General features: G+C 72.6%; 20 protein-coding genes. 13 read left to right on the top strand and 7 right to left on the bottom strand.

Annotation, left to right across the window (positions count from 1 at the left end; all coding sequences use genetic code 11):
- Nucleotides 1-108: 108 nt before the first annotated feature.
- Nucleotides 109-1086 (bottom strand): FKBP-type peptidyl-prolyl cis-trans isomerase, encoded by a 978-nt coding sequence (locus tag AB0I29_RS15285; RefSeq protein WP_285108374.1) that lies wholly within the window; start codon nt 1084-1086, stop codon nt 109-111.
- 152 nt (nt 1087-1238) lie between these two features.
- On the opposite strand from AB0I29_RS15285, the gene AB0I29_RS15280 reads away from it, so the two are divergent.
- From AB0I29_RS15280 to AB0I29_RS15270, 3 genes are all read left to right on the top strand, one after another.
- The gene (locus tag AB0I29_RS15280; RefSeq protein WP_285108376.1) at nt 1239-1538 is read left to right on the top strand and encodes a hypothetical protein; all 300 of its coding nucleotides are present in this window, start codon (nt 1239-1241) and stop codon (nt 1536-1538) included.
- Between the two features lie 105 nt (nt 1539-1643).
- A complete protein-coding gene (locus AB0I29_RS15275; RefSeq protein WP_285108378.1) occupies nt 1644-2426 on the top strand; it encodes an alpha/beta hydrolase in 783 nt (260 codons plus the stop codon).
- 53 nt (nt 2427-2479) lie between these two features.
- Nucleotides 2480-3307: an alpha/beta hydrolase gene (locus AB0I29_RS15270; RefSeq protein WP_357482721.1), complete on the top strand. Its 828-nt coding sequence runs from the start codon at nt 2480-2482 to the stop codon at nt 3305-3307.
- An 89-nt stretch (nt 3308-3396) separates the two neighbouring features.
- Here the strand turns inward: AB0I29_RS15270 and AB0I29_RS15265 are convergent, their stop codons facing one another.
- Entirely contained in the window at nt 3397-4959 is a 1563-nt protein-coding gene (locus AB0I29_RS15265; protein ID WP_285108380.1) for a DivIVA domain-containing protein, read from the bottom strand.
- Between the two features lie 477 nt (nt 4960-5436).
- On the opposite strand from AB0I29_RS15265, the gene AB0I29_RS15260 reads away from it, so the two are divergent.
- From AB0I29_RS15260 to AB0I29_RS15245, 4 genes are all read left to right on the top strand, one after another.
- On the top strand, nt 5437-6741 hold the full coding sequence (locus AB0I29_RS15260; protein WP_357482717.1) for a hypothetical protein: 1305 nt from the start codon (nt 5437-5439) through the stop codon (nt 6739-6741).
- The gene (locus AB0I29_RS15255) at nt 6738-7745 is read left to right on the top strand and encodes a hypothetical protein (RefSeq protein WP_285108383.1); all 1008 of its coding nucleotides are present in this window, start codon (nt 6738-6740) and stop codon (nt 7743-7745) included. Before AB0I29_RS15260 ends, AB0I29_RS15255 begins: the two co-directional genes overlap by 4 nt.
- Before the next feature lie 43 nt (nt 7746-7788).
- Nucleotides 7789-8808, top strand: a complete 1020-nt coding sequence (locus AB0I29_RS15250; RefSeq protein WP_357482714.1) for a hypothetical protein — start codon at nt 7789-7791, stop codon at nt 8806-8808.
- A gap of 63 nt (nt 8809-8871) precedes the next feature.
- Entirely contained in the window at nt 8872-9834 is a 963-nt protein-coding gene (locus tag AB0I29_RS15245; protein ID WP_357482711.1) for a tetratricopeptide repeat protein, read from the top strand.
- A 139-nt stretch (nt 9835-9973) separates the two neighbouring features.
- Here AB0I29_RS15245 and glgB read toward each other — a convergent pair whose 3' ends face one another.
- The 4 genes from glgB to AB0I29_RS15225 form a co-directional block, all read right to left on the bottom strand.
- On the bottom strand, nt 9974-12316 hold the full coding sequence (gene glgB / locus AB0I29_RS15240) for a 1,4-alpha-glucan branching protein GlgB (RefSeq protein ID WP_357482708.1): 2343 nt from the start codon (nt 12314-12316) through the stop codon (nt 9974-9976).
- Nucleotides 12317-12381: 65 nt separating this feature from the next.
- Complete coding sequence (locus tag AB0I29_RS15235; RefSeq protein ID WP_357482705.1) at nt 12382-13857, bottom strand: aminoglycoside phosphotransferase; 1476 nt, start codon at nt 13855-13857, stop codon at nt 12382-12384.
- Nucleotides 13854-15749, bottom strand: a complete 1896-nt coding sequence (gene treS / locus AB0I29_RS15230) for a maltose alpha-D-glucosyltransferase (RefSeq protein ID WP_357482702.1) — start codon at nt 15747-15749, stop codon at nt 13854-13856. The genes AB0I29_RS15235 and treS overlap by 4 nt, the downstream gene beginning before the upstream one ends.
- Nucleotides 15746-17851 carry an alpha-1,4-glucan--maltose-1-phosphate maltosyltransferase gene (locus AB0I29_RS15225; RefSeq protein ID WP_357482699.1) on the bottom strand — a complete coding sequence of 702 codons (2106 nt, stop codon included), beginning with the start codon at nt 17849-17851 and terminating at the stop codon, nt 15746-15748. The genes treS and AB0I29_RS15225 overlap by 4 nt, the downstream gene beginning before the upstream one ends.
- Before the next feature lie 133 nt (nt 17852-17984).
- Between AB0I29_RS15225 and glgP the strand changes: the two genes are divergently transcribed.
- From glgP to AB0I29_RS15210, 3 genes are all read left to right on the top strand, one after another.
- Nucleotides 17985-20570, top strand: coding sequence for an alpha-glucan family phosphorylase (gene glgP, locus AB0I29_RS15220; protein ID WP_285108395.1), 2586 nt, complete (start codon nt 17985-17987; stop codon nt 20568-20570).
- A gap of 79 nt (nt 20571-20649) precedes the next feature.
- Nucleotides 20650-21855 carry a cytochrome P450 gene (locus tag AB0I29_RS15215; RefSeq protein ID WP_357482694.1) on the top strand — a complete coding sequence of 402 codons (1206 nt, stop codon included), beginning with the start codon at nt 20650-20652 and terminating at the stop codon, nt 21853-21855.
- Nucleotides 21856-21860: 5 nt separating this feature from the next.
- Nucleotides 21861-22058 (top strand): ferredoxin, encoded by a 198-nt coding sequence (locus AB0I29_RS15210; RefSeq protein WP_285108398.1) that lies wholly within the window; start codon nt 21861-21863, stop codon nt 22056-22058.
- Here AB0I29_RS15210 and AB0I29_RS15205 read toward each other — a convergent pair.
- Nucleotides 22033-22332, bottom strand: a complete 300-nt coding sequence (locus AB0I29_RS15205) for a DUF6725 family protein (RefSeq protein WP_357482690.1) — start codon at nt 22330-22332, stop codon at nt 22033-22035. The genes AB0I29_RS15210 and AB0I29_RS15205 overlap by 26 nt on opposite strands.
- A 137-nt stretch (nt 22333-22469) precedes the next feature.
- Between AB0I29_RS15205 and fdxA the strand changes: the two genes are divergently transcribed.
- The 3 genes from fdxA (at nt 22470) to AB0I29_RS15190 (ending at nt 25342) form a co-directional block, all read left to right on the top strand.
- Nucleotides 22470-22787 (top strand): ferredoxin, encoded by a 318-nt coding sequence (fdxA, locus tag AB0I29_RS15200; RefSeq protein ID WP_020017584.1) that lies wholly within the window; start codon nt 22470-22472, stop codon nt 22785-22787.
- 1 nt (nt 22788) lies between these two features.
- Nucleotides 22789-23919, top strand: a complete 1131-nt coding sequence (gene dapC / locus AB0I29_RS15195) for a succinyldiaminopimelate transaminase (protein ID WP_357482686.1) — start codon at nt 22789-22791, stop codon at nt 23917-23919.
- 115 nt (nt 23920-24034) lie between these two features.
- Nucleotides 24035-25342, top strand: a complete 1308-nt coding sequence (locus tag AB0I29_RS15190; protein ID WP_285108403.1) for a citrate synthase — start codon at nt 24035-24037, stop codon at nt 25340-25342.
- The last annotated feature ends 2 nt before the right edge of the window (nt 25343-25344 follow it).

Below are 25344 nucleotides of genomic sequence, written 5' to 3'. Positions count from 1 at the left end.
GTGGCGGGCACCCGGCTCGGGTACCCGCCACGTCAGTGCCGTGATCAGCGGCGATGCGCAGCGTGCGTGCGCCAGATCTCATGCCGGCCCGCGAGCGGGCCGGCGGGGTCAGGCCGCCTTGGCCTCAAGGATGTCGACCACGAACACGAGCGTCGAGTTCGCCGGGATCGCGCCGTTCGCCTGCTCGCCATAGCCCTGGTCCGACGGGACGACGAGCAGCACCTGGCTGCCGACCTTCTGGCCGGCGATGCCGTTGGTCCAGCCGGGGATCACACCGCTCAGCGGGAACGACGTCGGCGTGCCACGGCTCCACGAGGAGTCGAAGGACGTGCCGTCGAGCAGGCAGCCCGCGTACTGCACGGTCACCGTCTGGTCCTTCGTGACCTCGGCGCCGTCACCCTCGACGAGAGGCTGGACCACCAGCTCGGTGGGCGCCTCGTAGTCCGCGGGGATCGTCACGGTCGGCTGGCCGTCGTCGGCGAGCTCGACGGTGGGCAGGCCTTCCTTGGGGGCCACCTCCGTGCCCTCGGCACGCGTCGGGATCTCCTTGGACTCGGTCACCTCGACCATCGTCACCTGGATGGTCTGGTCCATCGCGGTGCTCGCCATGAGGAGGCGCGTGCCGACCTTCTGGCCGATCAGGCGGTCGTTCAGCAGGTCGTACTGCGGGTCGCCGAGCGTGAACGACTCCGGCTTCTTGGTCTCCCAGGTCGAGCCGCTGGTCGAACCGTCCTTGCCCGCGATGACCACGTAGTTGATGGTCACCTGGGCGCCCTCGACGAGCTCCGCGCCGGTGCCCTCGTCCACGACGCGGGACGTCGGGGTCGTGACCTTGAGCGGCGCCTTGAACGTCACCTTCGGTTCCTTGCCGACCGGGCCCGAGACCTCGATCGCGTCGACCGCCTTGACGTCCTCCTCGGACGGGCTGGGCGCGGGCGACGGCTCCGCGGCGGCCGTCACCTCGCAGACGTTTCCGTCCGAGGCAGCGGCGTTGCTGCTCCCGGAGTCGTCGCCGCTCGCGCAGCCGGTGAGCGCGATGGATGCCAGCGCGACGGCTGCCAGGCCGGCAGTGGTGCGGTGCTTCACGAGTAGTCCTTCGGTCGGTGTGCGCCTTGCTGGGGACCGCCACACTCTAGCGGGCGGAGATGAGTGCGGCTCCCAGGCATTGTGGTGCGCGATGCGGGCTGTTCCCGAACAGCCTTGAGCCATCCGCTCCGCCCTGCGGAAGAATAGATGGCATGCCGTCGAACCGCCGCTCCAGCAAGCGTCCGTATGCCGCGGGCCATGTTCCCCTCGACGTGGACCGGGCGACGGGCGGGCGTCGCAGCGAGTCGGCGGCGGACGGCGAGTGGGTGGTGCAGCGGATCCGGTCGTCCGACAAGACCTACGTCTGCCCCGCCTGCCGGCAGGAGGTCACGCCGGGCACGGCGCACGTCGTCGCGTGGAAGACGGACGGCTTCGGCGGGCCCGAGGCCGGGCTGGACGCCCGGCGGCACTGGCACACGAGCTGCTGGCAGCGCCGGGCCAACCTGCGCTGAGGCGACGGGCCCGACGGGCCTGCGGCCCGGTGCTGCCGTACAGGCGGCCAGGGTGCTGCGACACACACCCCCACGCCGGCGCGCCCTCCCGTGTGCGGGAGGACAATGGTCCCGATGACCACTGAAGCGACGCCGGACGCGGCCTCCGGCCAGACGACCCACCAGATCCGCTCGCTCTCCGTCCTGCCCGCGCAGCGGGAGGACGTCGAGCTGCACACCGCCGACGGCCTCACGCTCGTGGGCGAGCTCGCCCTACCGGCGGACGTCGAGCCGGCGGCCAGCCTGCTGACGCTCCACCCGCTGCCCACGCACGGCGGCTTCATGGACTCCCACGTGTACCGCAAGGCCGCGTGGCGCCTGCCCGCGCTGGCCGACCTGGCCGTGCTGCGGTTCAACACGCGGGGCACCTCCTCCCCCCGGGGCACGAGCGAGGGCACGTTCGACGGCGGCGAGGCGGAGAAGTACGACGTCGCGGCCGCGATCGAGTTCGCCGAGTTCCGCGGGCTGCCCCGGCCGTGGCTGGTCGGCTGGTCGTTCGGTACCGAGCTGGTCCTCAAGCACGGCGCCGACCCGAGCGTCGAGGGCGCGATCCTGCTCTCGCCGCCGCTGCACCGCGCGACGGACGAGGACCTGGACCGCTGGGCGGCGTTCGGCAAGCCGCTCGTCGTCCTGGTGCCGGAGCTCGACGACTACCTCCGGCCCGACGAGGCCCGCCGCCGCTTCGCGCGCGTGCCGCAGGCCGAGGTGATCGGCGTCGACGGCGCGAAGCACCTCTGGGTCGGCGAGCCGGCCGTCGCCCGTGCGCTGAACGAGATCGTCGCCCACGTCCTGCCCGACCACCCGCTCCCGCTGCCGACCCACTGGGACGGGCCGCTGGGCGTCTCCTGAGCGACCCCGCCAGGCACCATCACCACCACAGCACCCACCAGAGGAGGACGACGATGACTTCTCGAGCCACCAGGAACCTGGCGACCTTCACGCTGCGCGACGGCGGGGGTGTGCCGCTCGTGCTGCTGCACGGCTTCCCGCTCGACCACCGGATGTGGGCGGCGTGCGCGGAATACCTCCCGCCGGGCGTCCGGGCCATCGCGGTCGACCTGCCCGGTGCCGGGCACAGCGACCTGGACGGGTTCCCGCCGAGCATCGAGCACATCGCCGACGCGGTGTACCTGACGATGACCGACGCGGGGGAGGGCAACGCCGTCGTCGTCGGGCACTCGATGGGCGGGTACGTCGCGCTCGCCCTGGCCGAGCGGCACCCGGGATTCGTGGCGGGCCTGGGCCTGGTGAACACGAAGTCGACGGCGGACACCGAGGAGGCGCGCGCCAAGCGGCTGCGGATCGCCGCCGCGGTCGACGCCACCCAGACCGTGGACGCGGTGCTCGGCATGCCCGCCAACCTGGTCGGCGCCACCAGCACGGAGCACCGCCGGAACCTGTTCCCCGTCCTGGACTCGTGGATCCGCGCCCAGTCGCCGGCGGGTGTCGCCTGGTCGCAGCGCGCGATGGCGTCCCGGCCCGACCGGACCTACGTGCTCGATCGCCTGGACGTGCCGGTCGCCGTCGTCGTGGGGGCCGAAGACTCGATCACGCCGCTGGCCGAGGCCGAGCACATGGTCCGGGCGGCGGGCTCGCCCCTGGGCCCCACGATGGGCGACGCCGCGCTCACGCTGGTGCCCGGCGCCGGGCACCTGAGCGTCGTCGAGGAACCCCAGGCGGTCGCGGCGGCCCTCGGCCTGCTGCACACGCACGTGGTGGCCCACCACTGACCGGGCCGGACAGAACAGAACGAGGGGCGTGACCCACCGGGTGGTGGGTCACGCCCCTCGCTCTGTCCCGGTCCAGCCGGGGGAGCAGGTCAGCTCGACGCGCCGGCCTTCTCGGAGACGGGTGCCTCGGCGTCGTCGCTCTCCGCGGGGGAGGAGGTCGAGTCGGAGGCGGCCTGGCCGGCCTTCGTGCTGGCCTTGGTGCCCTTGACCGACGGGATCACGACGGTCGCGGTGCCGACGGGCACGGGCGTCGGGTTGCTCGGCGGGATCGAGGCCGGCATCGACCCGTCGGCGTCGGCAGAGTCCGGAACCTCGGGCTCGGCCTCGGTGCCGTCGCCGACGACCGCGAAGCGTGCCTGCTGCGCCGGGGTGGCCCCCGCCATGCTCGCGGCCTTGGCCGCCGGGGCGGGCGTCGCGGCGGGTGCGCCCGGCGCCGCCGGGGTCCCGAGCATCCCGCGCAGCTCCTCCAGGTAGGAGTTGATCGAGTCGTGCTGACGCGTGAGGTCCTCGAGCTGGTGCTGCGCGGCGGACCGGCTCGACTCGGCCTCGGCGCGGGCGTCGTCGATGGTCTGCTCCGCGAACTCGCGGGCGTCGGCCACGATCCGGTCCGCGGACTTGCGGGCGTCGGCCACGAGGTCCTTGACGTAGACGTCGGACTCGGAGCGGATCTTCTCGGACTGCTCCAGCGCGACGGCGACCCGCTTCTCGGCCTCGGCCGCGTGCTCCTCGGCCGTCTTGACGAGCTTGGCGGTCTCGGCCTTGGCCGTCTCGTGGCGCTCGGCGAGCTCCTTCTCCACGGCCTCCTTGCGCGTGGCGATGTCGAGCTCGGCCTGGGCGAGCGCCGCGCGGGCCTGCTCGCGCAGGTCCTCCATCTCGGTGGTGACGGCGTTGGACGCCTCGGCCGCCTGGCGGCGGGCCTCGGAGAGGATCTGCTCGGACTCGGCGCGGGCGCTGGCGAGCATCGCCGACGAGTCGCGCTCGGCGGTCTCGCGCTGCTCCGTGGTCTCCGCGTTCACCTGGGCGCGGAGCTTGGCGGTCTCGCGCTCGGTGTTGACGCGCAGCTCCGTGGTCTCCCGCTCGACGGTCGAGCGCAGGGTGCCGAGCTCTCGCTCCAGGCTGGCCCGGCGCTCGCTCTCCTCGGCGTTGATCGCGCTGGCGATCTGCGCGGACTCGCGCTCCGCGGAGCCGACGAGTTCCTCGGCGCGGCGCTGCGCGGCGAGCAGGTGGCCCTCCGCCTCGGCGGCCATCGTGGTGCGGATCTCCTCGGCCTCGCGACGAGCGCTGGCGAGCATCTCGGCCACCTCGGACTCGGCGCGGGAGCGCACCTGGCCGCCCGACAGCTTGGCGCGTGCCATGATGTCCGCGGCCTGCTGGTTGGCCTGGTTGATGATGTCCGTCGACTGGTCCTCGGCGGAACGCAGGAGGAGCTCGATGCGGGAACCGAGGCCGGCGTACGACGGCTTCTCGGTCTCGCGCAGGTTGCGCTTGGCATCGTTCAGATCCTGCGTGAGCTGCATGGCACGGCCGTCGGAGGCCTCGACCTGCCGGCGTGCTTCTTCGAGCGCGTGGTTCAGCCGGTCCAGGTGCGCGTGCACCTGGTCGCGGTCGTAGCCACGCATGGCAGTCGGGAAGAGCGAGCGCTCGTCGGACACGGTGCAGACCTCCAGTGTCGGAACTTGGTGAGGCGCGGGTCAGGCTCCCCCCTGGGACGCCGGTTATCGGCCCGTCCGGCGCCCAGAATACGTGCCTTCTGCGGATGTGGATACTCCGCAGCGGGATGCAATCTACGCAATGCGTGGAATACTGCCCGCTGGTCCGGGACCCCTTGACCACCGTGGCGGTTCAGGCAGACCTCGGTGAAGGAAGAGTGAGAGTCCCGGCCGAACCTCACAAGCACACCCGTCATTGGACAGTGCTCTGAGTTCGGTCCCTATGCTGGAACATCCACCTGATCGACGGGCTCGTGCCCATAAATTCGAAGGGAATCGGTGGTGCAACGCTTTTTGGCGATTCTCCTGATCCTGGCCGGCCTCGGCGGGATCGGTTTCGGGATCGCGACGGCAACCGTCCTGCGCGATTCCGACACTGTTGTCGCGACCGCGACCCCCAGCGGCGACGGAACCATGGTCGTGACCGATCCCGGCGTGCTGGGTCTCGTCGACGACCAGGTGACCGTCCGGGCCACCGTCCCCGAGGGACAGAAGGTCACGCTTGCCCTCGGGTCCGACGTCGACGTGCTCGGCTGGGTCGGCAGCGACCCCTACGACTCGGTGACCGGTCTTTCCTCGTGGGAGACGCTCAGCGTCGCGCCGGGCACCCCCGCCGCCACGGACGACGAGGAGGCGGAGGAGGCCCCGGCTGAGAAGCCGACCACCGGTCCGGACCCCGCCGGGTCCGACATGTGGATCTCCGAGACGAGCGGCGAGGGCGTGGCCTCCCTGCGCTGGACCGAGCAGCCCGGCCGTGTCGTGCTGCTGGCAGCGGGCGTCGGCAAGGGTGCTGAGGCACCCACGCTCGAGCTCACCTGGCCGCGCCCCGTCACCACGCCGTACCTGTGGCCCGGCGTGCTGGGCGGTGGCTTCGTCCTCATCCTCGGCGTCTTCATGCTCCTCGGCTCCCGCCGCAAGAAGGGCAAGGGCAAGGGCGGTTCGACGTCCGCGGTGCGGACGCGCCAGTCGTCCCCCGAGCTGCCGCGTCGTGACGCGGTCTTCGGGGTCGACGGCGGCGAGGCGGACCAGCACCCGGAGGAGCCCCGCGGCGGGTTCCCGCCCGCACCGGGCGGAGCGCCCGGGGACGCGCCCGACGGTGGCACGGCGGTCTTCCCGCCGGCGGCCCCGGAGCGTCCGGGCCGCGCACGCCCCGAGCCGGGCACGCCGCGCTCGGGTACCCAGCGACCAGGTGCACCACGCCCGGGCCGGCCCGACCCGGGCACGCCCGAGCCCACCGAGGACCGCACCCAGGCCTGGGGTGCGCCCGCTCCCTTCGGCGGCGCGGCCCCGATCGTCCCGGCACCGGAGCCCGCGCCGGCTCCCGCGCCGGCTCCCGCGCCGGTCGCCGCCCCCGCGGCCTCCATCCGCGGCATGCGGCGCAGCCGGCGCAGCCAGGGTCCTGGCGCGCCCGCCCCGGCAGCGCCTGTGCAGTCCGCGCCCGCGCAGTTCGGCGGCGCCGTCCCCGAGCACACGCAGCCCGCTCCCGCGCGGCCTGCCGCACCGGCTCCGGCCGAGGCCGACACCGCGGCGTCGGGCAAGCCGATGACCCGGCGCGAGATGCGCATGCGAGAGCAGGCGCAGCGCCGTGCGGCGACCGGTGCCATGCCGGCCGTCCCGGCCGCCGAGCCGCAGCCCGAACCCGAGCAGGAGACCCCGAGCAGCCGTGCCGCTGCGTGGCGCCAGACCTGGGGCGTCACGGGGAACGATGACGGAGGTAATCGATGAGACGCACCACGACCCGCTCCATGGCCGTGGTGGCGACCCTGCTCGCCACGGGTCTGCTGGCCGGATGCGCCGAGGAGCTCCCCGTCCCCAAGCCGGAGGCGCCCGTCGCGGCTGCCGTGGTCTCGCAGTCGCAGGAGCGCAAGATCCTGGACAAGGTCTCCGGCGTGGTCGAGGGCGTGACCAAGTCCAGCGACGCCGACTCGCTCGCCGCGCGCCTGTCCGGGCCGGCCCTCGCGATCCGCGAGACGCAGCTCAAGGTCGCCGCCGCCCGCAAGGACAAGGAACCGCTGACGGACCTGGCGATGGAGATGCAGCAGGTGATCCTGCCCTCCGACCAGGAGTGGCCGCGCACCAGCTTTGCGATCACGGTCCAGCCCAAGGACCTCACCACGCCCGTGCTCATGGCCTTCAACCAGTCCAGCGCGCGGGAGCAGTACAAGATGTGGGGCTGGGTCCGCCTGCTGCCCGGCGTCACGATGCCGCAGTTCGCGGAGGCCGACCTCGGCAGCGCCGCGGTCCCGGCGAACGACGAGAGCCTGAAGATGACTCCCCAGTCCGCCGTGGAGCAGTACGCGTCCGTGCTCACGGTGGACAAGGACTCGAAGTACGCCGGCAACTTCGCCGACGACGACCTGCGCCAGTTCTTCCGGGACTACGGCAAGCTGCAGGTCGACGCGATCAACAAGGAGGACTGCAAGGGAGCCTTCGAGGTCGCGTACGAGCCGACCAAGGACCCGGTCAAGTCGGTCCGGACGGCGGACGGCGGCGCCCTCGTGATGGCGGCGATGATCAGCAAGGAGACCATCACCGCCAAGGAGGAGGGCTGCGAGATCGGCCCGCCGACCAAGACGACCCAGGCGCTCTGGGGCGATGCCGACGTGACGAACGTGGTCGAGGTCAACTACAAGGACATGGTGGCGATGTACGTGCCGCCCAAGGACTCCGAGGACCAGGTCAGCCTGGTCGGGTACGAGCACGTGCCGTGGTCGGTCTCGAACGGCTGATCTTTCGCTGACCTGCGCGTCAGCCATGGCTAGGGTGGCCTCCGTGAACTCACGGAGGCCACCCTTTCCGCGTCCCGGGCTCGTGCCGCCCACGGCGCTCGCCGTCACGTCGCTCCTGCTCGCGGGGTGCACGGCCGAGCTCCCCGTCCCGGTCGCCGACGCCCCGGTCGTCGCCGCGGTGGTCACCGAGGCCCAGGAGCGCAGGATCCTGGACCAGGTGACGGGGGTCGTCGACGGCGCGAAGGGGACCGACGGCGCGGAGGCGCTGGCAGAACGGCTGACCGGTCCCGCGCTGGAGCTGCGCCGGGCCGAGCTGCGGATCGCCGCGGCCGGCGACGGCAAGGCCCTGATCGCCATGCCGATGGCGGCGCAGCAGCTCGTCCTGCCCTCCGAGCAGGGCTGGCCGCGCAGCAGCTTCGTCATCACGGAACAGCCGGCCAAGGGCACGCCGATGCTCGCGGCGTTCGAGCAGCCCGCACCCCGCGACCAGTACAAGATGTGGGGCTTCGTCTACCTGGCACCGGGGGTGACGATGCCGCAGTTCGCGGCGGCCGAGCTGGGCAGTCCGACCGTCCCGGCCGACGACCCGAGCCTCAAGGTGACGCCGCAGGAGGTCGTGACGCAGTACGCGTCGGTCCTGAACGTCGACGAGCGGTCGAAGTACGCCGCGAACTTCGGCGACGACAAGCTGCGGCAGACCCTGCGCGATGCCGGCAGGAACCAGCTCGCGGAGATCAGGAAGGCGGACAAGGACGCCAAGGGCACCTTCGAGGTCGGGTACGAGCCGACGAAGGACCCGGTCAAGGCGGTCCGCACGGCCGACGGCGGTGCCGTGGTGCTGGCCGCGCTGCTCAGCCAGGAGACCCTGAAGGCGGAGAAGGGATGGCAGCTGGCGCCGGCCGCGCCGTCCGCCGCGGCGCTGTGGGGCGACGCGAAGAAGTCCGAGGTGATGAAGGTCGCCTACCGCGACATGGTCGCGCTGTACGTGCCGCCCGCCGACTCGGCGGAGCAGGTGAGCCTGCTGGGCTTCCACCGCGTGCCCTACGCGGTGTCGAACAAGTGAGCCGGTGATCGCCGAGAGCGGAGTCGACGGGTATCGATCGCGTGGTTCATTAGGATTGCCCCCATGAGCAGTACCTCCCCTCAGCCCGGCCCCGCCCGGAGCGCGCAGCCCGAGTTCGCGGTGCGCGGCGCCGTCGACCTGTCCGCCCTCAACCGTCCCCAGGCACCGCCGCCTGGCGAACCCGGTGGCGCACCCGAAGCCGGGGGCTTCGTGGTGGACGTCAGCGAGGCGAACTTCGAGCAGCTCGTCCGCGACTCGGCCACGTACCCGGTCGTGATCCTGCTGTGGATCCCGACGGACCAGGCGAACGCCGAGCTGGGCGCCACCCTGGGCCGCCTCGCCCAGGAGTACGGCGGCCGGTTCCTGCTGGGCCGTGTCGATGCGCAGGCCTCCCCGCAGGTCGCCGCCGCGTTCCAGGTGCAGGGCGTGCCGACCGTCGTCGCCGTGCTGCAGGGCCAGCCGCTGCCCCTGTTCCAGGGTGCGGCCGACGAGCAGCAGATCCGCGGCGTGCTCGACCAGGTGCTGGCCGCCGCCGAGCAGAACGGCGTCACCGGCCGGGCCCCGGGCGGCGCCCCCGCCACCGACGAGCCGGCGCCCGAGGTGGAGCCGCCGCTGCCGCCGCTGCACCAGGAGGCGTACGACGCGATCGAGCGCGACGACCTGGAGGGTGCCGCGGCCGCCTACGAGAAGGCGCTGCGCCAGGACCCGAAGGACTCGGACGCCACGGCCGGCCTCGCGCAGGTGCACCTCATGCAGCGCACCCACGACGCCGACCTCACGGCCGTCCGGCAGGCCGCCGCGGCCGCGCCGTCCGACGTCGACGCGGCGCTCGCCGTCGCGGACATGGACATGCTGGGCGGCAAGGTGGACGACGCCTTCGCGCGCCTCCTCGAGCTGCTGCCCGAGGCGGACGCTGACGGCAAGGAGAAGATCCGGGTGCGGCTGCTGGAGCTCTTCGAGATCGCCGGCACCACGGACCCGCGGGTGAGCAAGGCCCGCAAGCGGCTGGCGATCAGCCTGTACTGACCGGTCGGCTGACTCGGCGACTCGACATCGCCGAGTCAGCGGGGTGGTCGGACCCGGCCGCTGACTCGGTGCACCGGCCTTGCCGAGTCAGCGGGGTGGTCGGACCACCCCACTGACTCGACCATGTCGGTGCGGTCGGTCAGTCTGTCTGCTCCGGGATCAGGATGAGGGCGCCCAGGGGCGGGATCCGCATGGCGGCCGACCAGGCGCGGCCGTGGTGCGGGACCGGCTCGGCCCGGACGCTGCCCATGTTGCCCACGCCCGAGCCGCCGTAGACGGTGGCGTCGGTGTTCAGCACCTCGCGCCACACGGGTCCGGAGCCGCCCTCGACGGCGTCGACCAGCGGTCCCGTCACGGCCGGCGACGGCCGCAGCGCCGTCTCGACCGGCTCGGCGGGCGGCAGGGTCCCGACGGCTCCGACCCTCGCATCGGCTGCAGCGGCCGAGGCCGCCCACGGCACCTCCGGCAGCGGCAGGCGGTACCCCTCGTGCGGCACCCCCGCGAAGTTCACGACCACGACCACCGGGTCCCCGGAGCGCGACCGGCGCACGTAGGCGAGCACGTTGTGGTCGGCGTCGTCCGACTCGAGCCACTCGAAGCCCGCCGGGTCGAAGTCGAGCTCCCACAGCGCGGGTGTCGCGCGGTAGAGCGCGTTCAGGTCCCGGACCAGGTGCTGCACGCCGGAGTGCCCGGAGTCGCCGAGCAGGTCCCAGCGCAGGCCCTCGGACTCCGCCCACTCCGTGTCCTGCGCGAACTCGCACCCCATGAACAGCAGCTGCTTGCCGGGATGGCTCCACTGGTAGGCCAGGAACGAGCGGACGCCGGCGAGCTGCTGCCACCGGTCGCCGGGCATCTTGCGCAGCAGCGACCCCTTGCCGTGCACCACCTCGTCGTGGCTGATCGGCAGCACGAACTGCTCCGTGAACGCGTACACCAGCGAGAACGTCAGCTCGCCGTGGTGGTAGCGGCGGTTGTACGGGTCCTCCGCGAGGTAGCGCAGGGTGTCGTTCATCCAGCCCATGTTCCACTTCAGGCCGAAGCCCAGGCCCCCGCTCGACGTCGGGCCCGTGACCTGAGGGAACGCCGTGGACTCCTCGGCGATCATCATCACGCCGGGCGTGCGCCGGTAGGCGGTCGCGTTCGCCTCCTGGAGGAACGCGATGGCCTCCAGGTTCTCCCGCCCGCCGTGCACGTTGGGCGACCACTCGCCCTCCTTGCGCGAGTAGTCGAGGTAGAGCATCGAGGCGACGGCGTCCACGCGCAGGGCGTCGACGTGGAACTCCTCGAACCAGTACGTGGCGTTGGCGACCAGGAAGTTGCGCACCTCGCGACGGCCGAAGTCGAAGATGAGCGTGCCCCAGTCCTGCTGCTCGCCGCGGTGGGGGTCGGGGTGCTCGTAGAGGGGGGTCCCGTCGAACCGGGCCAGGGCGAACTCGTCGCGCGGGAAGTGCGCGGGCACCCAGTCCAGCACGATGCCGACGCCGGCCTGGTGGAGCCGGTCCACCAGGTACCGGAAGTCGTCGGGCGAGCCGAACCGCGACGTCGGCGCGTAGTAGCTGGTGACCTGGTAGCCCCACGACCCGCCGTACGGGTGCTCCGCGACGGGCAGCAGCTCCACGTGCGTGAAGCCCTGCTCGACCACGTAGTCGGTGAGCTGCTCCGCGAGCTCGCGGTAGCCGAGGCCGGGACGCCACGAGCCCAGGTGCACCTCGTACACGCTCAGCGGCGCGGAGTGCGGGTCGGTCGACGACCGGGCGGCGAGCCACGCGTCGTCCTGCCACTCGTGCGCCGAGGTGGTGACCACGCTGGCGGTGGCGGGCGGCTGCTCCGTCGCCTTGGCGAGGGGGTCGGCCTTGGCGCGCCAGACGCCGTCGGCGCCCAGGATCTCGAACTTGTACCGGAGGCCCGGGCCGACGTCGGGGACGAACAGCTCCCAGACGCCCGTGGCGCCGAGCGACCGCATGGGGTGCGTGCCGCCCCAGCCGTTGTGGTCGCCCACCAGCCGCACGCCGCGCGCGTTGGGTGCCCAGACCGCGAAGGCGACACCGGCGATGTCGCCGGCCGCGCTCGGGTACCGGTGGACGTTGGCGCCGAGCACCTGCCAGAGCTGCTCGTGCCGGCCCTCACCGATCAGGTGCAGGTCCACCTCGCCGAGGGTGGGCAGGAACCGGTACGGGTCGTCCGACGACCAGGTCTCCGTGCCGGACCGGGTCCGGATCCGGTAGTCGGGGGCGTGCCGGGACCCGTCCTCCTCCTCGGCGGCCGGGACGACGGCGGCCCACACCCCCGCACCCTGGTGCGTGGCCGACACCTCGGCGCTCGCCGTGACGACGACCACCTCGTCGGCGAGCGGGCGCAGGGCGCGCACCACGGTCCAGGGCCCGTCCAGGAGGTGCGGGCCGAGCACGGTGTGCGGGTCGTGGTGGGTTCCGGACGCGACAGCGGTCAGGACCTCGAGGTCGACGTCGGGCAGGTCAGCCATGGGTTCACCTTTCCACGTCGGGCGCGTGACGTGCGACACGTACCCGGCGCGTACCGATGCCCAGGTCACGAGCTGAGCACGCGGTCCACGGCGGCGAGCGGGATGTGCGTCCACGCGGGGCGGTGCCGGAACTCGTAGACCACCTCGTACAGCGCCTTGTCCACGGTCAGGGAACGCAGCAGGAGCTCGGCGGTGCCGACGTCGAGGGGGCTGCCCGTCGACGTCGCGCCATCGACCGGGCGCACCGTCTCGCCGTGCGCCTCGCCGCTGGCCTGCCGGTAGCCCTCGAGAAAGCTGATCTGCGCGTGGGACACCCAGTGCGGGTCCGTCGCCTGCCCGACGGCGGCGGCGTAGTCCAGCGACCGGAGCAGCCCGGCGACGTCGCGCAGCGGCAGGTCGGGCGCCGTGCGCTCGGACACGGGACGCTGCGGCTCGCCCTCGAAGTCGAGGACCTTCCAGCCGTCCGGCGACCAGAGCGCCTGCCCGAGGTGCAGGTCGCCGTGGATCGGTTGCAGCGGCACGACGTCGCCGCGCTCGACGACCGCGGACAGCCGCGCGCTCAGCGCGTCGTACAGGGCGGTCACGCCCGCGCGGTGCGGGGCCAGGGCGGGGACGTCGGCGAAGGCCTCGGCGGCCCGGCGGCGCAGCACGCCCATGAAGCCGGCCGGTTCGAGTGCCGGTCCGGGGCCCAGGGCGTCGCGCAGGGCGGCGTGCAGGTGCGCGACGATGGCGCCCAGCTCGGCGGCCTGCTCCCCGAAGTCCTCGTCCCGGGCCGCGTACGCGCAGGCCAGCTCGAACCCGTCGGTCGCCTCGTGGACGAGCTCGGAGAGCACCGCGAGGTGGGCCACCGGCCCGGCGTCGTCGCCGTGCGCGTCGCCGGCGGTCCCGGCGGCGCCAGGGGCGGGCAGCTCCACCGCGCCGAGGAAGTGGGGCACGCCGTCCCAGCCGGCCCGGGTCAGGGCCTCCGGGATCACGACGTCGGGGTGCGGCCCCAGGGCGACCGTCCGCAGGATCTTGAGCATCCCGCCGCGGCCCGTCGCGTGCGGCAGGGCCGGGAGCACCACCGACGTGTTCGACTGCTCGCCGGAGATGCGCCTCGCCCCCCGGAGCTCGGCGCAGTCCTCCGGCTCGCACGCGGCGGGCAGGGCGGCGGTGAAGTAGGCGTGCCAGGCCGCGGGGTGCACCCCGCCGTCGTGCACGGTCGCGGTGCCCGACGCCGTGGTGACGGTGCCGATGAGTCCGGCCGCCTCGGTGTCGGCGGTGTCGGCCTCCGGCTCCGCCGTGGGGGTCAGGACCAGCGGGACCTGGATCACCAGCGACTCGTCGCCCGCCGCCAGCCCCGGGCCGACGAGCCGCAGGAGCGCGACCACGACGTCGGCCACCCCGCCGAACGTGACCGTGAGCCATGGCTCGTGCGTCACGCCCTCGGCGGGCACCGGGTACCAGCGCTGCGCGGGCAGCCACGTGTCCAGGAGCCGCAGCACCTCGGGCGGGAGGTGCGCGGCTCCTGGGGAGACGTGGACGGGGCGCGCCGGGCTCACCCCTCTCGCGCCTGCCCGACCGGTTCGCTCGCTCCCGTGGAGCCGTTCGTCCCGGCCGGCACGGGCGGGGCCAGCACCAGCCAGTAGAAGTCGCGTGCGCCCCACGTCATCGTCAGGATGCCGTCGTCGCCGACGCTCGGGAACGCGGCGCCGCCGAAGACGTCCGTCAGCGTCCAGCCGGCGTACCCCGGCAGCTTGATCGTGGACGAGCGCGCCGTGGCCGACAGGTTCGCGGCGATCAGCAGCGTCTCCTCGGCCGACGACCGGGTGAACGCGATGACCGACTCGTCGTTGCAGTCGAGCGCCGTGAAGTCGCCCGTCCCGAACGTGGGGTGCAGGCGCCGGAACGCCAGCATGTTGTGCATCCAGTGCAGCAGCGATGTCGGCTGCGCGAGCTGCGCCTCGACGTTGGTGTGCTGGTAGTGGTGCACCAGCGACTGCACGAGCGGCAGGTACAGCTTGCCGGGGTCGGCCGTGGAGAAGCCCGCGTTCCGGTCCGGCGTCCACTGCATCGGGGTGCGCACCGCGTCGCGGTCGGGCAGCCAGATGTTGTCGCCCATGCCGATCTCGTCGCCGTAGTAGAGGCACGGCGTGCCGGGCATCGACAGCAGCAGCGCGTTGGCCAGCTCGATCTCCTTGCGTGCGTTGTCCAGCAGCGGCGCGAGCCGCCGCCGGATGCCCACGTTCGCCCGCATCCGCGGGTCGGGGGCGTACCAGCCGTACATGCTGGCGCGCTCCTCGGTCGAGACCATCTCCAGCGTGAGCTCGTCGTGGTTGCGCAGGAACGTGCTCCACTGCCCGCTCGCGGGGATCGCGGGGGTGTCCGCGAGGATCTCCAGGAGCTGGCGGGCCCGCTGGTCCCGGATCGCGTAGAAGATGCGGGGCATCACGGGGAAGTGGAAGCACATGTGGCACTCGGGGTCGTCCTCCGTGCCGAAGTACTCCACGACGTCCGCCGGCCACTGGTTCGCCTCCGCCAGCATGATGCGGCCCGGGAACTCCGTGTCGATCATGCGCCGCACCTTGCGCAGGAACCCGTGCGTCTCGGGCAGGTTCTCGCAGTTGGTGCCCTCGGCCTCGAACAGGTACGGCACGGCGTCGAGCCGGAACCCGTCCACGCCGAGCTGCAGCCAGAACCGGGCGACGTCGAGCATGGCCTCCACCACGCGCGGGTTCTCGAAGTTGAGGTCGGGCTGGTGGCTGAAGAACCGGTGCCAGAAGTACTGCCGGCGCACCGGGTCGAACGTCCAGTTCGACGTCTCGGTGTCCACGAAGATGATGCGCGCGTCCTGGTACTGCGAGGCGTCGTCGCTCCACACGTAGAAGTCGCCGTACGGGCCGTTCGGGTCGGCGCGGGACGCCTGGAACCACGGGTGCGCGTCGCTCGTGTGGTTCATGACCAGGTCGATCACCACGCGGATGCCGCGCTCGTGCGCGGCGGCGACCAGGTCGCTGAAGTCCGAGATGGTGCCGAACTGCGGCGAGACGGCGGTGAAGTCGGCCACGTCGTACCCGCCGTCGCGCAGCGGCGACGGGAAGAACGGCGGCAGCCACAGGCAGTCGACGCCGAGCCACTCCAGGTAGTCGAGCCGCTCCACGAGGCCGCGCAGGTCGCCCGACCCGCCGTCACCCGAGTCGGAGAACGACCGGATCATGACCTCGTAGAAGACCGCCTTCTTGTACCACTCGGGGTCGTCGGAGAGCCCCTTGCGCCGGGCGTCCAGGCGCGGCTGCCGCCGCGGCGGCAGGGCCTGGACGGGCACGGGGACCGACGGCGGGTTGGGCACGGACGGCCGGGCCGACGCCGGCGCCGGAGCGGTCGGCGGTGTCGGCTGTGCGGGGTATCCCTCGGGCGGCCCGACGGCGGGGCCACCCGGCCCGAACGTCGTCATGCCGGCCCCACCTGCAGGACGTGGGCCACCCGGACCTGCGGGTCGAGCCGCACCCAGGGATGTGCTCCCCAGCCGTAGGTCTCGCCGGACAACAGGTCGTGCGCCACGTAGAACGGTGCGTTGTCGTCGCCGTCGGGGGCGCTGAGGCCGAGGGCGGAGAGATCCAGGTGCACTACAGACTCCTGCACGTTCCGGGGGTCCAGGTTCAGCACGACCACGATCACGTCGTCGTGCCGCGGGGCACGCCGATCGTTACCCCCTGCTCTCATGGTGCGGCCCGGTGGCGTCGCTGTCGCGCGCGACGCGTGATCGGCCGAGATCCGGCGCGAGTACGCGACCACCTGGTCGTTCGTCGTGGGGTGCACGGTCAGGTTGCGGAGCTGCCGCAGGGCCGGGTGCGCGCGGCGGATCGCGTTCAGCTCGCCCAGCAGCAGGGCGATCCCGTAGTCGTCCGCTCGCGCCCAGTCCCGCGGCCGGTACTCGTACTTCTCGTTGTCGATCTGCTCCTCGACGCCGGGCCGGGGCGTGTTCTCCACCAGCTCGTAGCCGGAGTAGATGCCCCACGTGGGCGAGCCCGTGGCGGCCAGCACCGCGCGCACCGCGAACGCCGGGACGCCGCCCTCGATGAGGTAGGGCGGGAGGATGTCGTGCGTGGTGGGCCAGAACGACGGGCGGAGCACCGAGCCCTGCGGCCCGCTCACCTCGGCCAGGTACTCCTCGACCTCCTCCTTGGTGTTGCGCCAGGTGAAGTACGTGTACGACTGGTGGAAGCCGATGCGGGCCAGCGTCTGCATCATCGCGGGCTTGGTGAACGCCTCCGACAGGAAGATCACCTCGGGGTTGCTCGCGTGCACCTGCGCCAGCAGCCACTCCCAGAAGTCCAGCGGCTTGGTGTGCGGGTTGTCCACGCGGAACAGCGTCACGCCCCGGTCGATCCACGTGCGGATCACGCCGAGCACCGCCGCGTACAGGCCGTCGGGGTCGGTGTCGAAGCTGAGCGGGTAGATGTCCTGGTACTTCTTGGGCGGGTTCTCCGCGTACGCGATCGACCCGTCCGCGCGCACCACGAACCACTCCGGGTGCTCCGTGACCCAGGGATGGTCCGGCGAGCACTGCAGGGCGATGTCGAGCGCCACCTCCAGCCCTTCCGCCCGCGCGGCGGCGACGAAGGCCCGGAAGTCCGCCTCCGTGCCCAGGTCCGGATGGATCGCGTCGTGCCCGCCGTCCGGCGACCCGATCGCGTACGGGCTGCCCGGGTCGCCCGGCGCGGCCTCCAGGGTGTTGTTGCGGCCCTTGCGGAACGTGGTGCCGATGGGGGAGACCGGCGTCAGGTAGACGACGTCGAACCCCATCGCCGCGATGCCCGGCAGGCGCTTCGCCGCCGTCGCGAACGTGCCCGAGACCCACGTGCCGTCCTTCTTCTGGTACGCACCCTCGGACCGCGGGAACATCTCGTACCAGGACCCCGCCAGCGCGAGCCGCCGCGAGACCCGCAGCGGGTAGGCGTCCGACGACGAGACCAGCTCGCGCAGCGGCGCGCGGCGCAGGGCCTCGACCACCTCGGGCGACGTCGCCGCTGCGAACCGCGCCGGGGCCGGACGGCGGGCGTCGGCCAGGGCCTTGGCGGCCGCCGTCAGCACCCGCGCGTCGCGCGCCGTCCGGCCGTCGGCGACCAGCTGGTCGCCCGGCACCAGGCGGCAGATCCTCTCGAAGAGGCGCACCCCCTCGGCGAGCATGAGCTCCGTGTCGATGTCCGCGGCGATCTTGATCCCGGCGTCGTGCGTCCACGTGGCGTACGGGTCCGACCACGCCTCGACCCGGAAGGACCAGTCGCCCTCGGCGTCGGGCTGCAGCTCGCCGCGGAAGCGGTCCAGCCCGGGCGCGACGTCGGTCATCGGCGCCCACGAGTGGTCCGACCCGTCCGGGGCGACGAGCACGGCCGTCGCGGACACGGCGTCGTGCCCCTCGCGGAAGACCGTGGCCTCGACGGGCACGACCTCCCCGACCACCGCCTTGGCAGGCCAGCGGCCTCCCTCGACGACAGGAGCGACCTCGAGGACGGGGATGCGGCCGATCCGGCCGGGACTCGTGTGCGGGCTCACCGGAACACGCTATCGAGCCTGGCGGGGGACTCGCCTGTGGGGCGCGCCGAGGTCCGGTGAACGTCGTCGGACGGGTCGGTGAAGCCCCCGGCAACAGGTGTGCTCGCCTCCACATGTGCGTAGTGTTCTGCCGGTGAGAGCGATCCGCAGATTCACCGTCCGCACGGTCCTCCCCGAGCAGCTCGCGGCGCTCGACGAGCTGGCCCAGAACCTTCGCTGGTCCTGGCACGCGCCGACGCGCGAGCTGTTCGCGAGCATCGACCCCGACCTCTGGTCCGACGTCCGGGGCGACCCCGTCGCCCTGCTCGCGGCGCTCGGCTCCGACCGCCTCGCGGCGCTCGCGGCCGACGCGGAGTTCACGGGCCGCGTGCGGGCGGCGTCCGACGACCTGCACCGCTACCTGCGGGACCCGCAGTGGTACCAGGGCCAGACCACGACCTCGGGCGGCGAGCTGCCGCACGCGATCGCCTACTTCTCGCCGGAGTTCGGCATCACCTCGGTGCTGCCGCAGTACTCGGGCGGCCTCGGCATCCTGGCGGGCGACCACCTCAAGAGCGCGTCCGACATGGGCGTGCCCATCGTGGGCGTGGGCCTGCTGTACGGCGCCGGCTACTTCCGGCAGTCCCTGACGCGGGACGCCTGGCAGGTGGAGACCTACCCGCTGCTCGACCCGGACGGCCTGCCGCTCGCGGTCCTGCGCGAGGAGGACGGCACGCCCGCCGTCATCTCGCTGGCCCTGCCCGGCGGGCGCACGCTGCACGCGCACGTGTGGGTCGCCGCCGTCGGCCGGGTGCCGCTGCTGCTGCTCGACTCGAACGTGCCGGAGAACGACGACGCGGCCCGCAAGGTGACCGACCGCCTGTACGGCGGCGGGGGAGAGCACCGCCTGCAGCAGGAGCTGCTGCTCGGCGTGGGCGGCGTGCGCGCGCTGCGCGCCTGGTCGCGCCTGACCGGCGCGCCGGAGCCCGAGGTCTACCACACCAACGAGGGCCACGCGGGCTTCCTCGGCGTGGAGCGCATCCGCGAGCTCGTCGGGTCCGGCCTGAACATCGGCGAGGCCCACGAGGCGGTGCGCGCGGCCACGGTCTTCACCACCCACACCCCGGTCCCCGCGGGGATCGACCGGTTCCCGAAGGAGCTGGTCAGCGCCTACTTCGGCGGCGACAACGCGATGCCCGGCGTGCCGCTGGAGACCGTGCTCGCGCTCGGCGCGGAGGACTACGACGGCGGCGACCCCACCGTGTTCAACATGGCGGTGATGGGACTGCGGCTCGGTGGCCGGGCGAACGGCGTCTCGCTGCTGCACGGCCAGGTCTCCCGCGAGATGTTCGAGGGCCTGTGGCCCGGGTTCGACTCGCGCGAGGTGCCGATCACGTCGGTCACCAACGGCGTGCACTCGCCCACCTGGGTGGCGCCGCGGCTGGCCGCCGTGGAGGCCGAGCGCATGGGCCTGGACGAGATCACTGCGCCCGAGGCGTCGTCCGGCTGGCTGGACCCCAGCAAGGTGTCGGACGCCGAGCTGTGGGCCCTGCGCGGCGAGATGCGCGGCGAGCTGGTGGCCGAGGCCCGGCGTCGGGTGCGCAAGTCCTGGCGCGAGCGCGGGGCGTCCCCGGCGGAGCTCGGCTGGGTGGACGACGTGCTGTCGCCCGACGTGCTCACCATCGGCTTCGCGCGGCGCGTGCCCACCTACAAGCGGCTCACGCTCATGCTGCGCGACCAGGAGCGGCTCAAGGCGCTCCTGCTGCACCCCGAGCGGCCGGTGCAGCTCATCGTGGCCGGCAAGTCGCACCCCGCCGACGACTCCGGCAAGCGGCTCATCCAGCAGCTCGTCCGGTTCGCCGACGACCCCGAGGTGCGGCACCGCATCGTGTTCCTGCCGAACTACGACATCGGCATGGCGCAGTCGCTGTACCCGGGCTGCGACGTGTGGCTGAACAACCCGCTGCGGCCCCTGGAGGCGTCCGGCACCTCCGGGATGAAGAGCGCGCTCAACGGCGGCCTGAACCTCTCGATCGAGGACGGCTGGTGGGCCGAGTGGTACGACGGCGAGAACGGCTGGGGCATCCCCACGGCCGACGGCGTCGAGGACGCCGACCGCCGCGACGACCTGGAGGCCGCAGCGCTCTACGACCTGGTGGAGTCCCAGGTGGCGCCCGCCTTCTACAACCGGTCCGCGGACGGCGTGCCGAGCCGCTGGCTGGAGCTGGTGCGGCACACGCTGGCCACGCTCGGCCCCAAGGTGCAGGCCACGCGGATGGTCTCGGAGTACGTGCACGGGCTGTACGCCCCCGCGGCGCGGGCCGGGCGCCTGCTCGTCGCCGACGGGTACGCCGCGGCGAAGGACCTCGCGGGCTGGAAGGCCCACGTGCGCGGCTCGTGGCCGCAGGTGCGCGTGGACCATGTCGAGTCGGCGGGCATCGGCGAGGCGGTGCGGGTCGGGGACCGGCTGACGGTGCGCGCCTACGTCTCGCTCGGCCCGCTGTCACCGGACGACGTGGACGTGCAGGTGGTGCACGGGCGGGTCACCGAGGCCGACGTCATCGACGAGTTCACCGCCGAGTCCCTCGCGCTGGTGGAGTCCTACGAGGCGGGTCGGCACGCGTTCGGCGGTGAGGTGGGCCTGGACACGTCCGGGCCGTTCGGCTACACCGTCCGGATCGTGCCGCGTCACCAGCACCTGGCGAGCGTGGCGGAGCTGGGCCTGGTCGCCAACGCCTGAAACCGGACACCCTTGTCCGAATCACCCGGACCGGTATTGGATGGGCGGGACCCACCCCCTCAGCCAACCGGAGGACAAGATGTCTGACCTGCTCGATTACCCCATCCCGTCGGATCGTGCCATCGAGCCGCCACCGGAGTGGGCCGAGCTGCGCCAGCAGTGCCCCGTGGCCAGGGTGCGCCTCGCCAGCGGTGGCGAGGCCACCCTGCTGACCCGGTACGACGACGTCCGCGCCATGCTGACCGACGGCCGGTTCGGCCGCGTCATCCCGGCGAGCGGCACGGGCGTGGGCTCCCAGGACGACGGCGGCACGTTCAGCAACGACCCGACCGGGGTCATGGCCAACGAGGAGCAGCACCAGGCCTGGCGGCGGCTCGTCAACGCGACGTTCACCGCCAAGCGGGTGCAGGCGATGGCTCCCGGCATCGAGGCGAAGGCCGAGCAGCTCATCGACGACATGCTGGCCGCCGGCGCGAGCGCGGACCTGGTCCCGTCCGTCGCGTTCCCGCTGCCCGTCTGGGCGATCTGCGAGCTGCTGGGCGTGCCGGAGGACGAGCGGGAGCGGTTCCCGTACTGGTCGGACACGGCGCTGAGCACCACGCGGTACACGCAGGAGGAGATCTCGGCGGCGCGCCAGGAGTTCGGTGCGTACATGGCCGCCCTGGTCGAGGCCAAGCGGGCCGAGCCGGGCCAGGACCTGATCTCCGAGCTGATCGCGCTCGTGGACCGGAACGACCCGCGGCTGACGGCGCAGACCGTGATCGGCACCAGCATGGCCCTGCTCGTGGCCGGCCACGAGACCACCGCGAGCCACATCGCCAAGATGATGGCGCTGTTCCTGGGCGACCGCTCCCGGTGGGAGCAGCTCGTCGCCGACCCCTCGCTGGTGCGCAGCGCGGTCGAGGAGTCGCTGCGGTTCGACCCCAACGCTGGCTTCGGCATGGTGCGCTGGGTGGACGAGGAGATCGAGATCGCCGGGGAGACCGTCCCCGCGGGCACCACCGTGGTGTGCAGCCTGGCGGCGGCGAACCGGGACGAGGGCACGTTCGAGGGCGCGGACGAGATGGACCTGGGGCGCCGTCCGAACCCCCACCTCTCGTTCGGCGCGGGCTCGTACTCGTGCCTCGGCCAGTCGCTGGCGCGCACCGAGCTGCAGATCGTGCTCGCCGCCCTGGTGCGCAAGGTGCCGAGCCTGGAGCTGGCGGTGCCTATCGAGTCGGTGCCGCGCAAGGAGGGTCTCCTCGTGGCCGGATTCGACGAACTGCCCGTCAAGTGGGGAGAGTGACCCCCATGAAGATCAACGTGGACCGCGACGCCTGCTGTGGCGCCGGCCAGTGCGTCCTGCTCGCACCCGACGTGTTCGACCAGGACGAGGAGGGCATCGTCGTGCTGCTCGACGAGCGGCCGTCCGCCGAGCACGACTTCGCGGTGCAGGAGGCCGTGAGCATGTGCCCGACCGGTGTCATCTGGGTGGACCGGAACGCCTGACGGGCCTCGGGGGGATCGGCTTGGCGGCCTCGATGTCGGCGGCCGCCACGTCGACCTCCTGCGGCTCGCCACGGCCCGGGGCCGGGTCGGTGCGCAGCCGCAGCCCGGCGTCGGACACCCCGACGACGAAGCCGATGAGGTCCGTCCAGCGGTGAGCCGTGCCGCCGTCGGACCGCACGGGGCCGGACGGCGCGAGCCGGCGCCGCACCACCACGCGGGTGCCGGGGCGCAGGTCTCGCCACCCGCCGGGCGCGGCCGGTGTAGCGAATGTCACGTCCGTTCTCCTTCCGCTGCGTGAGACCGGTGGGGATCAGGGGGCATCCCGAGAGATACTAGGATCGCCCCGCCGGGTCGTACCGCGGTCGGCATCGTGCATGATCCTCCGTCCGGAAGTGGAAGGACACCCTCCAAGTGACCTACGTGATCGCTCAGCCGTGCGTCGACGTCAAGGACCGGGCGTGCATCGAGGAGTGTCCCGTGGACTGCATCTACGAGGGCAGCCGCTCCCTCTACATCCACCCGGACGAGTGCGTGGACTGCGGCGCGTGCGAGCCGGTCTGCCCGGTCGAGGCCATCTACTACGAGGACGACGTCCCCGACGAGTGGAAGGACTACTACCGCGCGAACGTGGAGTTCTTCGACGACCTGGGCTCGCCCGGCGGCGCCGCGAAGATGGGCGTCATCGAGAAGGACGACCCGATGATCGCGGCCCTTCCGCCCCAGGCCTGACGTGGGTCTGCACGACCTCTCGGACCTTCCCTTCGCCTGGGACTCGATCGACGGCATCACGGCGACGGCGAAGGCCCACCCGGGCGGCCTGATCGACCTCTCCATGGGTACGCCCGTGGACCCGACACCCGAGGTCGTGCGGCGGGCGCTCGAGGCCGCGTCGAACGCGCCGGGCTACCCGATGACCGCCGGGACGCCCGCGCTGCGCCGGGCCGTCGCCGACTGGTTCGCCCGGCGCCGCGGGGTGCCGGGTCTCGACCCGGCGGCGGTGGTGCCGACCGTCGGCTCCAAGGAGCTCGTGGGTCTGCTGCCCTCCCTGCTGCACCTGGGCCCCGGCGACGTGGTGGTGCACCCTGCCGTGGCCTACCCCACCTACCTCGCGGGTATCCGCGCGGCCGGAGCCACGCCGCTCGCGACCGACGACGTCGCCGACTGGGCCGGCCGGGACGACGTGAGGATGGTCTGGGTCAACAGCCCCGGCAACCCCACCGGCCGGGTGCTCGGCGTCGAAGCCCTGCGCGCCGTGGTCGAGGCCGCGCGCGCCATCGGCGCCGTCGTCGTCTCCGACGAGTGCTACGCCGAGCTGGTGTGGGATTCCCCCTACGATGCCGCGACCGGCACGGGCGGCGTGCCCTCGATCCTCGACCCGCGCGTGTGCGGCGGGTCGCACGAGGGCCTGCTCGCCGCCTACTCCCTCTCCAAGCAGTCCAGCATCGCGGGCTACCGCGCCGCCTTCCTTGCGGGCGACGGCGCCCTGGTCGCCGATCTCACACAGACCCGCAAGCACCTGGGCCTCATCGTGCCCGCGCCGGTGCAGGCCGCCATGACGGCGGCCCTGGCGGACGACGCGCACGTCGCCGCCCAGCGCGAGGCCTACGGCGCCCGGCGCCGGGCGCTGGCCGCCGCGGTCGTCGAGGCAGGGTTCGTCGTCGACGGGTCGGAGGCCGGCCTGTACCTCTGGGTGGCGGCGCCGGACGGGCGGCCGGGCCTGGAGGTCGCCGAGTGGTTCGCGGCCCGGGGCATCCTGACCGCGCCGGGCCACCTGTACGGCGACGGCACGCACACCCGGGTGGCGCTGACCTCGACTGACGTGCAGATTGCCGATGCTGTGACACGCATCACGCAGCCTTGACCGATGGATTGGAAAAACTAAAGCAGGGCGCGATACTGTCGTGCCCCAGGTCGACGCTGTCCCGACACCTTTCTTTCACAGCAGCGTCCCTCGTGCGCCACTCAGGAAGGAAGACATGACCTCCACACCGCTGGACGGCTCGAGCCGCGTCGAGCTCGCCGTCGACGGAACCACTCACACCCTGCCTGTCGTCGCTGCCAGCGAGGGCAACGACGGCATCGTCGTGTCGTCGCTGCTCAAGGACACGGGTCTGGTCACGGTCGACCCCGGCTTCATGAACACGGCGTCGTGCGAGTCCTCGATCACGTACATCGACGGCGACGCCGGCATCCTGCGCTACCGCGGGTACCCCATCGACCAGCTCGCCGAGGCCTCCGGCTTCCTCGAGGTGGCCTACCTGCTCATCTACGGCGAGCTGCCGAGCACCGCGGAGCTGGACGCGTTCACCGAGCGCGTCAACCGGCACACCCTGGTGCACGAGGACTTCCGCACGTTCATGGGAACGTTCCCGCGCAACGCGCACCCGATGGCGGTGCTCGCCTCCGCGGTGAACGCGCTGTCCACGTTCTACCCGGAGTCGCTCGACCCGGCGGACGACGAGCAGGTCGACCTGGCCACCGTGCTGCTGCTCGCCAAGACGCGCACCATCACGTCCTACCTGCACCGGCGCCGCGTGGGCGAGCCCCTGCTGTACCCGGACTACTCGCGCGGCTACGTCGAGGACTTCCTGCGCATGACGTTCGCGACGCCGTACGAGGCCTACGAGGCCGACCCGGTGATCGTGGACGCGCTGGAGAAGCTGCTCGTGCTGCACGCGGACCACGAGCAGAACTGCTCCACGTCCACGGTGCGAGTGGTCGGCTCGTCCAACGCGACCCTGTACGCCTCGGTGGCCGCGGGCGTGAACGCGCTCTCGGGCCCGGCGCACGGCGGGGCCAACGAGGCCGTGCTGACCATGCTGGAGAAGATCCGCTCGGGTGGCGAGACCGTCGAGACCTTCATGGAGAAGGTCAAGAACAAGCAGGACGGCGTGCGCCTGATGGGCTTCGGCCACCGCGTGTACAAGTCCTACGACCCGCGGGCCGCGATCGTGAAGAAGTCGGCGGACGAGGTGCTCGACAAGCTCGGCGCCAAGGACGAGCTGCTCGACATCGCGCGCGGGCTGGAGGAGATCGCCCTCTCGGACGACTACTTCGTGGAGCGCAAGCTCTACCCGAACGTCGACTTCTACACGGGCCTCATCTACAAGGCCATGGGCTTCGAGCCGGCGATGTTCACGCCGCTGTTCGCGCTGGGCCGGATGCCCGGCTGGATCGCCCAGTGGCGCGAGATGATCAAGGACCCGCAGACCAAGATCGGGCGCCCGCGCCAGGTCTACACCGGCGCCACCGAGCGCCCGTACGTCCCCGCGAACCAGCGCTAGCA

This window comes from Promicromonospora sp. NPDC050262 (assembly GCF_040655935.1).
Lineage (GTDB): Bacteria > Actinomycetota > Actinomycetes > Actinomycetales > Cellulomonadaceae > Promicromonospora.
This window is presented reverse-complemented; position numbering and strand designations above follow the sequence as displayed.